This is a genomic window from [Mycoplasma] gypis, from assembly GCF_016924775.1.
Lineage (GTDB): Bacteria > Bacillota_I > Bacilli_A > Mycoplasmatales > Metamycoplasmataceae > Metamycoplasma > Metamycoplasma gypis.
The window spans coordinates 24,398-39,004 of the sequence record NZ_JAFFTD010000002.1; the positions used below are offsets into that span (position 1 = coordinate 24,398).

At 27.1% G+C, this 14,607-nt stretch carries 8 protein-coding genes; 6 read left to right on the plus strand and 2 right to left on the minus strand.

From position 1 onward, the window contains the following. The first annotated feature begins 68 nt into the window (after nucleotides 1-68). Both JV175_RS01820 and JV175_RS04370 read left to right on the plus strand, forming a co-directional pair. The gene (locus JV175_RS01820; protein WP_205498752.1) at nucleotides 69-1,562 is read left to right on the plus strand and encodes a hypothetical protein; all 1,494 of its coding nucleotides are present in this window, start codon (nucleotides 69-71) and stop codon (nucleotides 1,560-1,562) included. A 221-nt stretch (nucleotides 1,563-1,783) separates the two neighbouring features. Continuing rightward, nucleotides 1,784-4,078, plus strand: a complete 2,295-nt coding sequence (locus JV175_RS04370; RefSeq protein WP_205498754.1) for an ATP-binding cassette domain-containing protein — start codon at nucleotides 1,784-1,786, stop codon at nucleotides 4,076-4,078. A 1,146-nt stretch (nucleotides 4,079-5,224) separates the two neighbouring features. Here JV175_RS04370 and lysS read toward each other — a convergent pair. Both lysS and JV175_RS01835 read right to left on the minus strand, forming a co-directional pair. After that, nucleotides 5,225-6,700: a lysine--tRNA ligase gene (gene lysS / locus JV175_RS01830; RefSeq protein WP_205498756.1), complete on the minus strand. Its 1,476-nt coding sequence runs from the start codon at nucleotides 6,698-6,700 to the stop codon at nucleotides 5,225-5,227. Between the two features lie 125 nt (nucleotides 6,701-6,825). Beyond that, entirely contained in the window at nucleotides 6,826-8,166 is a 1,341-nt protein-coding gene (locus JV175_RS01835; RefSeq protein ID WP_205498758.1) for a PD-(D/E)XK nuclease family protein, read from the minus strand. Between the two features lie 223 nt (nucleotides 8,167-8,389). On the opposite strand from JV175_RS01835, the gene JV175_RS04375 reads away from it, so the two are divergent. From JV175_RS04375 to lepA, 4 genes are all read left to right on the plus strand, one after another. After that, nucleotides 8,390-10,003, plus strand: a complete 1,614-nt coding sequence (locus JV175_RS04375) for an ABC-F family ATP-binding cassette domain-containing protein (RefSeq protein ID WP_205498760.1) — start codon at nucleotides 8,390-8,392, stop codon at nucleotides 10,001-10,003. Next, nucleotides 10,003-11,319: a C1 family peptidase gene (locus JV175_RS01845; protein ID WP_205498762.1), complete on the plus strand. Its 1,317-nt coding sequence runs from the start codon at nucleotides 10,003-10,005 to the stop codon at nucleotides 11,317-11,319. The genes JV175_RS04375 and JV175_RS01845 overlap by 1 nt, the downstream gene beginning before the upstream one ends. A 9-nt stretch (nucleotides 11,320-11,328) precedes the next feature. Further along, entirely contained in the window at nucleotides 11,329-12,657 is a 1,329-nt protein-coding gene (locus tag JV175_RS01850) for a C1 family peptidase (protein WP_205498764.1), read from the plus strand. 150 nt (nucleotides 12,658-12,807) lie between these two features. Next, complete coding sequence (gene lepA, locus JV175_RS01855) at nucleotides 12,808-14,604, plus strand: translation elongation factor 4 (protein WP_205498766.1); 1,797 nt, start codon at nucleotides 12,808-12,810, stop codon at nucleotides 14,602-14,604. The last annotated feature ends 3 nt before the right edge of the window (nucleotides 14,605-14,607 follow it).

Genomic DNA, 14,607 nt, shown 5'->3' on the forward strand with positions numbered 1-14,607 from the left:
AACCGCTTAAGGTTGTTTTTTTTTGATAAGTTTTTAGGTTATTTATGGTTTCATTATAGAATTTATTTATGACAAATAATGACTCAAAAACGAAATTTATTGCAAGTTATCGCACTTTAATTCCTATTAAAAAAGAGTGATTAAATCACAAATACTTTGATAATGCAAAATTTGAACCAATTAATATAAGCACTTTTTATCTTAAAAATAGTTTAATCACAAATAAACTTTCATTTAATTTAAATTCCAAAAAGAGTTTATTTTCAGATATTTATTCTTATAAGGAAGAAAATCATAATGTTGCAACTAATTATTTAGTTGACTTTTCGATTATTAAAACTAAATTTAATGTTACTTTTTTAGAAGTTGAATCACATTTTAAACAGGATTGTGACTTTCACGAGATGTCTTGAAAAAACATCGAAAGTCTTGTAAAAGAAATATTTGATGTTAATATTGTTTCAAATGATTTAATGAAATTTTTAGCTCGAAAAGCAATTAATTATTTATATTTGTGGGAAGAGGTTTCCGAAGAACAAAAAATTGAACAATTATATAGTCAGGCAATTAATAAAACAATTAGCAACTATAATCAACATTGAAACAAAGAAAAACTTTTGCAAATTGATTCAAAAAATATCAAATTTTTATTCGGAGAAAAAACAATCACCTTTCTTTCACTTTATAAGGATGTTTATTTTAAATATCAAGGTGATTACTACGCAATTTTATTGCTTGCTTTTATTCAAAAAACAGTAAATGACCAAAACCTTGAAGAGCTGAACATAATCAGTGACATAACTGCACAATATAATGAATTTTGTAAATATAAAAATCAAGATAATACTTATCGCAAAAATAAAAAAATACTATCTATCAAGAAAAATAATAACAATAATTTAAATAAAGAAATAATTTCTGAAGATCCAGAGCAAAAAATAATCAAGAATTATCAAGAATTTATTGAAAAAAGTAATAGAGCCAAAACAAATATTTATTCATTAAACTTTGATATTGTTTCCGATGATGATTTGGAACAAGAATTTTATGAAGCAATTTGTAAAAAATTTAAAGTTAAGAAAACTTTATCAGAAATAGAAAAACTAATTAACGATCAAAACAATCTTTTTATTTCAATTAAGTCCGAATTTGAAGAAAGCAAAAGAGTTACTGATCTTAAAAAACAACTCTTTAGAATTGCTACTCAAAATCGAATGCAAATTTTTACTTTTCTAGCAACAATTGTAATTATCATTAGTACAGCTGCATCCATTTTTCAAGGAATTGGGACTTTTGCTCAATGGGGCACTGAGTATAAAACTTTAAAAATTGTTTCAGTTGTTTCGATTTTAGTTATTCTGGCTTTAGCATTTGTTTTTATCTTTGTTTTTACATTCTTGAAATCAAAAAACGATTTAAAGGATGACGCATATAATTTATATAAAGAAATTAAAACACAAAATTTAGGTGATAGTAATTTTTCAGGTTATCCAAGATGATTTACCAAAATGATTAAAAAATTTGAAAAACTTGACAAAAAAAACGAAAAGACTGACCAATAGTCAGTTTTTTTATGTTTTTATAATATTGTGTAAAATGAGAAACTATTTAAAAAATTAAAATATTTTTGTTTTAATTATTGAATTAATTTCCTTATTTTTTTTAACTTTTTTTTGCGAATTATAGCATAATTTATATTATGTTAAAAAAAATTAACGAAAACACCTTATATGCAATTTATACTAAAAAATTGATAAAATAAAAAGTTAATACAAAAGAATTTTTGAAATGCAATTTTTATAAATTTCTCGAAGAAAATAATATTAAATATTTAAGAGCAAATGTAACATCTTTATCTTTAAAAACTCAACCAAATAGAGTAAGAATAAGATCTGATGCATTCTTAAAATCTGCTGTAAATGAAGGGACTAAAGATTTATTCCTTGTTTCTTCTTATAAAAATATTAACAAAGACATAACACACATAATTTTGTTAAGTAATTGATTTTTAAAATATAGTCATAGTTTAGGTTCATCGAATAGTTTTTTAAATTTTAACTATGAAGATTTAGAAATGTTTTCGCAATATTCTGGATTTCAATATAAAAATTTTCAGACAAAAAACAGTCCGGAAACTAATAAATTCATTTTTTTAACTTTAAACGACAAGGATTTTTCGGAAGAATTATTTTATAACTATAAGAGCAGTTCTGAAAAAATTTTTGATGATTTATTATTAAATTTTTCAGAATCATCACAAACAAAAAAGAGTGATCCATCAATACCTTTATGAGTAAAAGAAAAACTTTTACGTGATTTTAATTTTTCTTGCGCGATTCATTCAGTTAATCCCAATAACTGTCGCACATCAATGAATTGACAAAAAACAAGAGAAAATTTAAAGGGAACAAATTTAAATGTACCTGTTGATTTTCATCATTTTGTACCAAGAAGTTTTTTCAAAAAAGAATTTTATAATAGTGATAAAAGTCAAATTTTGGACTGGAACAAAATTCACAATTTAATTAATGTAATTCCTTTATGTCAAATTTGTCATCAAAGTATTCATAATAGTGATAAAGAATTACAAAAGCAAACTTTTAATTTAATAATTGACACATATAAAACAAAAAATAATATTGAAAAATTTAATGATTCATCAGTTCAAAACATTATTATCAATGCATCAATATTAGCTGGTCTAATGCTTTTAGATATTGTCTTACTTTATGCAAATAATATTTTATATATGAAAATAATTTACTTTTCACACTTACATATTCGCAATGATATTTTTAAAGAAATATCACAAAAACATCCAAGAAGTCTTAAAAATATTTCATCTGCTGAGATAACCAGTATTCTTGAAAAAAACGGGAATATGTTAGCACAGTTTCAAATAATGTATTCAGTACTTTTTACTTTAATTCCAACTTTAATTGGTGTAATAATACTTTATTCATTTCTATCATGACAAATTCTTTTAGTTTTTATCGGTATTGCACTCATTCAAGTATTTTTAGGTTTTGTATATAACATCTTTTATAGCTCAGTACTTTCTAGGCAAGCTAAGAATAATTCAAGATTGCTTAATAAAGTCCAAGAAATTTTAAATGTTTTAACAACCTTTGTTTATGCTAATAAAAAAGAGTTATTAATTACACATTTTAATAAAGGTTTAAAAGAATACTATCACTTAGAAAATAAATTTAAAAATTATGATTCAACTTATACGTTTATTAAAAATGTTACAAGTTGATTATTTTTAGGAATTGTTTTAATTTGTTCAATTGTTTTCTATAAAAACAATTTTTTAACCTTAGCTGTTGTTATTTTTTCAATAATTCACTTCGTGCAAATTCAATCTTTTGTTGATCAATTAATAAAAATTAGTTTAAGTTTTGGACAAGTAAAACATATGGCAAAACAAACTAATGATTTCTTGAATAGTCTTCAAAATAAAGAATTATTAACTCTTGATTCTTTTACAAACATAAAACTTCAAAACATTAATTTAAAATATGATGATTCAAAACAAATATTTAAGGATTTCAATCTAGAAATTAATGCTAAAGACATGATTTTAGTTAGAGGTGAATCTGGAAAAGGCAAGTCGACATTGCTTGATATAATCATGAATATCAATCAAGAATACGAAGGGCAGGCAAGCATTAATAATATTGAATATAATTCGAGTTTATCACTAGAAAATCAGATTGAATTTGTTTCTAAAAATACAACTATAAACAAATTAAATGATGATATAGACAAAGCGATTGTTGAAGACGACATTTTAGATATTGAAAAACTTAACTTAATTAAAGAAGAATTTTTAATTGATTTTGACTTAAAACAAGACAATATTTCTGAAGGGCAAATGCAAAGATTAAAGCTAGCAAATGCTTTTTACAAAAATAAAGATATTTACATTTTAGATGAAGTTATCAGTAACATAGATCAAAAACACCGCGAACAAATTCTAAAAAATATATTGAAACAAAATAAAACTTTAATTATGGTTTCCCATCATATTACTAACCCACAACAATATAACTTTGACAAGATAATAACTTTATAAAAAGCAACAAAAGACTGAAACGTAATACACAAATATGGTTTTTTTATATAAAATAACGGCATATTTATTTGTTGCGTTTAAATTTATAACTTTAAACCAATATTTAAACTTTTTAAAAATAATGCCTAAATTTCAAGGTAGCAAAAAGACAAAATAAAAAGTTTATAATTAAATCTCAATTTTTTGTGTACTATTTTATACATAATAATTAAGAATATTATAATTATTTGTAACAAAGAGAAAAATATTCATCTGAACTTAAGTTAATCTTAAGCAAAAAGATTAAAAATCGACACTGAAAATATTCAGAAGATAATTTTCAAGCACATATAACAAGAATAACAAGATATAAAGAAAGGATAAGAAATATATTTAAATCCACAAATAATTTCATTCCTTTCTAAGCGCTTTCTGAAGAATGAATTACAAATGCTTAAAAGGTAAAGGACATCAGTTCTTGGATTGGAATTAGCGACATTACATCATCGATTTAAGCCTCTGCACAAAGATTTTGACAGCCATAAATAAATATCTTATGTTTACATGATTCGTTTTAAAAGAAAGAAAAATATACATAAACTTTTAAGAATGACGGACCTATTATAATATAAATGATTCAAACTAGATTGAACACATATAAAAAATAAGAAAAAATATTTGATGGATGCATAACGAAGCTAAAAATAAATAGATTCTGATATGAATAATGTTTAAAACTTCTTAAGAAATAAAAAAATAATTTAAAAACTAAGTTCCAGAAGAGTTACAAACAGTATTTTTTACTCATTTGTCGTATTTTTTATCTTTTTTCTTCTTCATATGATATTTAGCTGATAATAATAACTAAGACTTAAAAAAATTCAAAAAGAACTAATACTGAAATTCTTTTTCCAACAGTAATATTTCCATTATTAGTTTTGTTTTTCTTGTACTATGGTTTCATAAAAAATATCTTAATATCAATGTTAAAATCTATTAAACCTTACTTAGAGTAAAAAAGAACAAAAACTTATAAAAGCATATTTATTTGTTGCGTTTAAATTTATAACTTTAAGCAAATGTTTAGCTTTTTTAAAAGCTAGTTCAAAACCTCAATATAGTTAAAAAAGAAAGAAAAAAGTTGACAAGTTAATTGTCAACTTTTTATTAATCTCTATTAGGGAGATTTTTTAATTGTGGGAATAATAGAACTTCACGAATTGATTCGTTTTCAGTTAATAACATTACTAAACGGTCAATTCCAATTCCACATCCACCTGCAGGTGGCATTCCGTATTCTAAGGCTTCAACGAAATCTCAGTCAATTTCATTTGCTTCATCGTTTCCTGATTCTCTTTCTTCTAATTGTGATTCGAAACGTTGTAATTGATCAATAGGGTCAGTTAATTCGGTAAACATGTTAGCAAATTCTTTTTTGTTGATGAATAATTCAGCTCTTAATGTGAAACGAGGATCTTCTGGCATTTTTGCTGCTAAAGGACTGATTTCAATTGGGTGTCCTCAAACGAAAGTTGGTTGAATTAATGTTTCTTCAATGTATTTTTCGAATAATTCATTAATTACGTGTCCTAGTTTAAAGTATTTTTCAACTTTAACACCGTGTTTTTTAGCTAATTCAATTGCTTGTTCATCATTTAAAGTTCTAACATCAACACCAACTGCTTCGCTAACTGCATCAATCATGTTGATACGTTTGAAAGGAGCTTTGAAAGAAATGTTTTGTCCAGCAAAGTTAACTGTTTCAAATCCTAATTCATTTGCTAGGAAATTGAATAGCTCTTCACAACGGTGCATCATTCCTTCCATGTTTGAATGAGCTTCATAAAATTCGATTGAAGTAAATTCAGGGTTGTGAGTTGTGTCAACACCTTCATTACGGAAGATACGACCAATTTCATAAACTCTTTCAAGTCCACCAACTAAACATTTTTTAAGTGGTAGTTCAGTTGCAATTCTTAAGTAAAAGTCACTTGATAAAGCGTTGTAGTATGTTGTGAAAGGTTTAGCAGCTGCTCCACCTAGAATTGGTTGTAAAACAGGTGTATCAACTTCTAAATAACCATTAGAGTCAAAGTAACGACGTACTGAAGAAATAATTTTTGAACGAAGCATAAATGTTCTTTTTGTGTCTTTGTTAACTGTTAAGTCAACGTAACGACGACGATATCTTTCTTCTTGGTCAACAAGACCATGGAATTTGTCAGGAAGAGGTCTTAATGATTTTGTTAAAAGTTCAAATTTTGAAGCTTTAACCATTAATTCTCCTGTGTGGGTTTTAGACACAAATCCTTCAGCAAAAATAATGTCTCCTAAATCTAGTAGTTTTAATAATTCTGCTTGAGTTTCATCTAGTTGTTTTTTGTCTATATAAATTTGAATAGAATTTTCACGGTCATGTAGAACTAAAAAAGGTCCACGTTTTGCCATGATTCTACCATTTACTGAAAGTTTCTTAGCTTGAGACTCTAATTCTTCACGACTAAATTGTTCAAATTCATTGTGAATATCTTGAGCTGTGTGTGTAGCAGGAATAGCAAGACTGAAAGCTTTTTTATTGATTTTTTCTAATTCAGCAATTTTTTCGCGTCTTACAATTTCTTGTTCTGAAAATTTTCTTTCCATATTGTACCTTTCTAAATGTTTTGTATAAAAATATTAAAAAAAGAAACATTTCTTTTTTAATCTTAAATATTATAACTTTATTAAAATATAAAAAAATAAAAATATGCACCAAAAACAAGCAAAGATTATTTTTTGTTTAAAACTTCGTAAAACCTTTGCTTATTTTTTTCTTCAATTGTTAAGGCTTGGAATTTAAGAATGTAAAGAAATTCCTTTCTAAATTTTTTATCGATGAATTTAATATTTTGTTCAAAGAAATCTAATATGCATTTGTAACTTAAAACAGCATTAACTTTCTTATCATTTTCGTATTTAGAAAAATGAGATTTTTGACTTTCAGGACACAAAATAAACAAAAAAGTCTTCTTATTATTAAAATTTTGGAGATGTCTTTTGTATATATCTAATTGTGTTTGTTCTTTGTTATTTTTGTCGATACCATTAATTCCACTGAGGATTTTATTTTCAATGATAATTTCAATATTTGACCCTTGAATTACCATGTCTGCAATACCCTTTTTTTCTTTTTCTGCAACAAAAACGCTTTTATTTTTCTGAATTGTTAAATCCCCTAAAATCTCGTTAGTAGTTTCTTCCTTAATCATACTAACTATAAACTTTGTAAATTCTAACAGTAAATCATTATTTTTTTGAAGGATTTTTGTAATAAAGTTTGTGTACAACAACTCATCATTCATTTTTTCCACGAATTGAATTATACTTTCATAATTTCTTCCTTTGATTTTAGGGCTATTTTTAAGCTTTAGCATCTTATATTCATTTACTTCTCGTTCTTTTTCGATTTTGCTGATTTTACTTTCGTATCATTTCACAAAGTCTTTACCAAGATTTACAATATGATTATTTCTACCGAATAAAGTTTCGGAAAATTTCGAAACACTCTCTTGACACTTTTTATCATTTTCATCAGGTTTTATTGATTTACAAAAAAAGTCCTTATCCTGTTCAAAGCTATTATCATCTTTACGATTCGGTATTCAAACAAAAATATTTTCATTTCTAAAATCTAAATAGTTTTTTGATTCTATTAAATAACTAATTAATAAAGCATTGGAGCTGACTGATTTTTCTTCTTTATTTTCAAATTTAATATCTTTAAGTGCAATATTTTTAGGGCCATATTTAAACATCTTAATTTTTGTGTTATATTCTTGGATATCTTTTAATTTTCCGGGATTATTTATGATATTTTTTAATTGATAAATTTTTGGAAAAAGTGTTTTTTCAAAAACAAAAATTTTTTCAATGTCGTTATATTGTTCATTATCTTTATAAGGATCATTTTTATATTTTTTGTTTCCTACATTCCCCCATGAAGGAACAAAGATTGGGAATTTATTATCAATAAGCTTGTTTGGTAAAAAATCATTAATAACCTCAATACCAATATTTTCTTGGGTAAAACTTCCAGAAAAAGTCTTAAAAGCCAACCATTTTTTATTCATTTTTACTCCTTTTTTAAAAATTATAATCTTTTTAAGTTGTTGATAAAAATTATGCAAAATGCTTTTTGAAAATGAAAATGATTTTTTTATATTATCAAGCCAATAATGTATCTTAAAAGCCTTTATGTTCTTTAAAAAGGCTGTCTTGATTGTGCTATAATTGAAATGTTTTTATTATTTATATAATAATAAATTTCAAAATGTAAATTTTTAAAGGAGTAAAATGTTAGAAGTACAAAATTTAAGCAAAATTTTCAGTGATAAAAAGCTTTTTCAGAATGTGAATTTGAAATTTTTACCTGGAAATACATATGGAATTATCGGAGCAAACGGAGTTGGAAAATCAACCTTTTTAAAAATAATTTCAGGGCAAGAAGAACAAAGTTCGGGACAAGTTATTAAGCCTAAAACAGCTCGTCTTTCAGTATTGAGCCAAAATCAAAATGAATTTGATGATAAGAACGTTACTGAAGTTGTAATTATGGGTAATCAAGATTTATACAAAATTCAAGAAGAAAAGAATGCAATTTATATGAATCCAGAAGCAAGTATGGAAGATTATGAAAGAGCAAGCCATCTTGAAGAAAAATTTGGTGAAATGGGTGGTTGAACCGCTGAAAATGATGCTCAAACTCTGCTTTCAGGTTTAGGTATTGAAGAAGAAAAATGAAACCTACCAATGTCAAAATTAAAAGCTAACGAAAAAGTTAAGGTTTTAATTGCGAAAGCACTGTTTGGTAATCCAGATATTTTGGTAATGGATGAACCAACTAACCACCTTGACCTTAAAACAATCAAGTGACTTGAAAACTTTTTGATTGATTACGAAAATATTGTTATTGTTGTAAGTCACGACAACGATTTCCTAGATGCTGTTTGTACACATATTGTTGACATTGATTTCAATGAAGCAAGATTATTTACAGGAAACTACAGCTTCTGAAAACAATCAAGTCAATTAATTATGGAAATGCAAAAACAAGCAAATCTTAAAAAAGAAGAACAAGCTGCAAAACTTAAGGAATTTATTGCGCGTTTCAGTGCCAATGCTTCAAAATCTCGTCAAGCAACAAGTCGTAAAAAAGCTTTAGAAAAAATCGTTATTGATGAAATTAAACCATCATCAAGAAAATATCCATTCATTAATTTTGATTTAAATCGCGCACCAGGAAAGCAAATTTTAGAAGTTGAAAATTTAACTTATGTAAACGATAAAGGTGAAACATTATTTGAAAATGTAAGTTTCACTTTAAAACCGGGTGAAAAATTAGCAATAATCGGTGATGATGACCTTGCAAAAACAAAATTATTAGAAATTATTATGGGAATTGTAAAACCAACCAGCGGAACTGTTAACTGGGGTATTACTATAAAACCAAATTACTATCCAAATAACAATGATCAATATTTCCAAAACGATTTAACAATTATTGACTGAATTAGTCAATGACCTTTGTCAAACTCAACACAAGAAACTAAAGATAACTCTGACAGTAGAATGCGTTCATACTTAGGAAGAATGTTATTTTCAAATGATACTGTCTTTAAAAAAGTTAAAGTTACAAGTGGGGGAGAAAAAGCTAGATTAATGTTTTCAAAATTAATGCTTGAAGAATCAAACTTTTTAATCTTTGATCAACCTACTGACCACTTAGACTCAGAAAGCATTGACTCACTAATTGAAGCAATTCAAAAATATCGTTCAGGTGTAATTTTTACCACTTATAACCGTGGGTTAGTTAAAGAAGCTGCAAACGTTATTTTAGAAGTTAAAAATCACTCAAGCTACTTATTCTACGGAACACTAGAAGAATATGAAAATGAAATGGGGTACTAATGAAAATAGATAATCAATTATTGCAACAATTTAAACAACGTTTTGAAAGCGATAAAGTCGCAAATGTTATTAAAAATTCTGTTGCTAAAAACGGAATCAATCAAACAGCATTTAATAATGATGTTTTAAGAAAACATGATTTTGTTTTCAGTAATGAAGTAAAAACAGGTTCAATTACTAACCAAAAATCTTCAGGACGTTGCTGAATTTTCGCTTCTTTAAACATGGCAAGAATCAAAACTATTGAAAAAATGAATATTGAAGATTTTGAATTCAGTGAAAATTACTACTTATTCTGAGAAAAAATGGAAAAAGCAAATACATTTTTACAAAATATTATTAATCATGGTTTAGAACTAGATTATAGTGATCGTTTAATGCAAACATTTTTATCAGAACCAATTAGCGATGGTGGATACTATCAATGATGAATTACTCTTGCAAAAAAATATGGGGTTGTGCCAAAACAAGCAATGCCCGAAACTTTTCACTCAGAAGCTACTGATCAATTAAATAATATTCTTAATACAATAGCTTTAAAAGGGGCCTTAGAACTAAGAAAAGCACATAAAAATAATCAAGATAATAAATTACAACAAATCAAAGAAGAAACACTTTACAAAATTTATGATCTATGTGTCAAAGCTTTAGGAATGCCGCCAAAAGAATTTGATTTTGTTTACTATGACAAAGATAAAAAATTCCACCGTTTAGAAAATGAAACTCCACAAAGTTTCTATGAAAAATTTATTGGTGATGAATTAGAAAATAAAGTCACTTTAATTTCTGATCCTAGAGAAATTTATCCTTATGGAAAAGTTCTTGAAAGCAAATATATCAATACTGTATATGAAGAAAGAAAAAATTATTCTTTAAACGTACCAATGGAAGAACTAAAAAAAGCTACATTAAAATCACTTTTAGATAATAAAGGGGTTTGGTTTGGTAGCGATGTTAGTCAAATGAAAGACATTAAAACCGGAATTTTTGATGATAAACTTTATGATTATGACAATATTGCTTCAGAAATTTCTGATTTAAGTAAAAAACAAAAAGTTGAATTAGGTATTGTTGTTTTAAATCATGCCATGAACTTTGTTGGAGCTGATTTAAAAGACAATCAAGTTATTAACTGAAAAGTTGAAAACTCATGAGGTGATGAAAAAGGTAAAAAAGGAATGTTTTCAATGTCAGATAAATGATTTGAAGACTATGTTTTTGAAGCAGTTGTCGACAAACAATACATTGATTCAAAATACTTAAAAGGTTTAGAAGAAGAACCAATTTTATTAGAACCATGAGATCCAATGTTTTAAGGGGCAATTATGACAGTTACAAACGAGTTATTAAAAGAATTTAAAGAAAAATTTCAATCAAATAAAGAAAATTTAATTCTTACCAACGCAATTACAAAAAACGGAATTAAAAATTCAGTAATTAGCAATGAAGTTCTAAAAAAACACAATCATGTTTTTTCAAATGAAATTTCTTCAGGTGCTATTACCAATCAAAAATCTTCAGGTCGTTGCTGAATTTTTGCTTCTTTAAATATGGAAAGAATTGAAGCTGCAAAAAAATTAAATATTGAAGATATTGAATTTAGTCAAAGTTACTTACTTTTCTATGACAAGATTGAAAAATCTAACACATTTTTACAAAACATGATTGAATATGGTTTAGAGCTTGATGTTTATGATCCACTATTCTTAAAATTAATGGACGGACCAGCTGATGATGGTGGGTTCTGAGAATGATTTTTAGGATTAATTACTAAATATGGAATTGTGCCAAAACAAATCATGCCAGATACATTTGAAGCTTCGAACACTGCTTCATTAATGACATTACTAAACTTTAAACTAAAACAAGCAGCTGCAAAAATGCGTGCTGACTGAAAAGAATACAAAAATAAAGATTCTTTATTAAAAATTAAAAAAGAAACAATGTATGAAGTTTATTCACTTTGTGCAAAATCTTTAGGTATTCCGCCACAAACTTTTGATTTTAAATATTATGATAAAGACAAAAAATTTCAACAAATCTTAGATGTTACACCAAAAGAATTCTTTGATTTAGCAATTGGTGATTCATTAAAAAGCAAAGTTTGTTTAGTTAGTGATCCACGTCCAGAACACCCAGTTGGGAAAGTTTTAACTTCACGTTATTTCAGAAGTGTTTATGAAGCTGTTGGAAATAGTCAATTAAACGTTCCAATGGATGAATTAATTAAAGCAACAAAAGATTCGATTCTTGACGGTGTTGCGGTTCCTTTTGCATGTGATGTAGCACGTTTCCACGACCGTAAAATAGGAATCATGGATTCAGAACTTTACGATTATAAAAATACAATTTATGATATTGAAATGTCAAAAGCTGATCGTTTAAATTATCAACTTACATTACCTACACACTTAATGAATTTTACTGGTGTTGATATTGATTCAAACGGTAATATTCTAAAATGAAAAGTGGAAAATTCATGAGGTTCTGATATTGCGAATAAAGGATTTTTCTCAATTTCAAATCAATGATTTAAAGACTGAAATTTCCAATGTGTTGTTGACAGAAAATACATTGATCCAAAATACTTAAAAGGTCTAGAAGAAGAACCATTTGTGTTAGACCCTTCTGATCCTTTAGCTTATTTACATTAATTTTTTAACTAATTTAAAATTCAAATAATGTAAAAAAACATACATTCAAAGCCAAGCAATCATATTTTTGATATCGCTTGGTTTTTTATATTTCTAATATAAAAATTCCCATTTTTAAAAACATAAATATCATTTATAATTAATACTAATATGACAAATGAAAAAATAAGAAATTTTGCAATTATTGCCCATATTGATCACGGTAAAAGTACACTTGCAGACCGGATTTTAGAATTTACTGAAGCAATCGAAAAGCGTGATTTAGAAGAACAACATCTAGATACAATGGATTTAGAGCGTGAACGGGGAATAACAATTAAGTTAAATGCTGTCCAAATTCAGTACAAAAATTACATTTTTCACTTAATTGACACACCAGGACACGTTGACTTTACATATGAAGTTTCACGTTCTTTAGCTGCATGTGAAGGGGTTTTATTGCTTGTTGATGCAACACAAGGAATTGAAGCACAAACTCTTGCAAATGTTTACTTAGCTTTAGAACATAATCTAGAAATTATCCCAATTATTAACAAAATTGATTTACCTTCAGCCGATCCTGAAATGGTAAAAAAAGAAATTGAAAACGTCATTGGTATCGACGCAAGTAATGCAATTTTAGTTTCAGCTAAAACTGGATTAGGAATTGAAAATGTTATTCAAGCAATCATTGATAGAATTCCCGCTCCTAAAGAAGCAGATACAACAAAAGATTTAACTGCTTTAGTATTTGATTCTTACTTTGATCCCTATCGTGGGGTTGTATTGTTAGTTAGACTGTTTAACGGAGTTTTAAATGTAGGCGATGAAATTCTACTAATGCATAACGATAAAAGATTTTTTGTTACTGAATTAGGAATAAGAACACCAAAAGAAGTCAAAAGACAACAACTTCAAGCCGGAGAAGTAGGTTGAGTTGCAGCATCAATTCGTGATGCTAAGGATATTCAAGTTGGGGATACTGTAACATTAGCTAAAAAACCAGCCGCAACACCATTACCAGGTTATAAAAAATTAAAACCCGTTGTTTATACTGGATTTTACCCAGTAGACACTCGTGATTTTAATGATTTAAAGGATGCTTTAGAAAAAATTTCACTTTCTGATTCAAGTATTACTTATCAGCCAGAAACTTCAAAAGCTTTAGGATTTGGATTTAGAATTGGGTTTTTAGGAATGCTTCATATGGAAATATTGCAAGAAAGATTAGAACGCGAGTTTAATCTTGATATCATTGCAACAGCGCCCAGCGTTGAATTCTATGTTACCAAAACTGATGGTGAAACTTTAAATATTACTAACCCTTCATTGCTTCCTGATCGAAACTACATCGAGACTATTGAAGAACCATACATCAAAGCAAGTATTTTCTTACCCCAAGATTATTTAGGTCCGATTATGGAGCTATGTCAAAATAAACGGGGAAAATACATTGACCTTGAATATATTGATGATACACGTCGTCGTTTAATATATGAATTGCCTCTAAATGAAATTATTTTTGATTTCTTTGATTTAATGAAATCTTATTCAAAAGGTTATGCATCATTTGAATATGAATTCATCGGACTGAGAGAAAGTGACTTAGTTAAAGTTGATATTCTTCTAAACTCAGAAAAGATTGATGCTTTAGCGATGATTGTCCACAAAGACTCAGCATACGAAAGAAGTCGCGAACTTTGTGAAAAATTAAAAGATGTTATACCACGGCAAAACTTTGAAGTTCCAATCCAAGCTACAATTGGTGGTAAAATAATAGCAAGAGAAACTGTTAAAGCCTATCGCAAAGACGTTACAGCTAAGCTATATGGTGGAGACGTTACTCGTCGTCAAAAATTATTGAAAAAACAAAAAGCGGGAAAAAAACGGATGAAAGCAATTGGAAGTGTTGAAGTTCCACAAGAAGCCTTTCTTGCAATTTTAAAAACTGACACTTCAAAGAAATAGGGT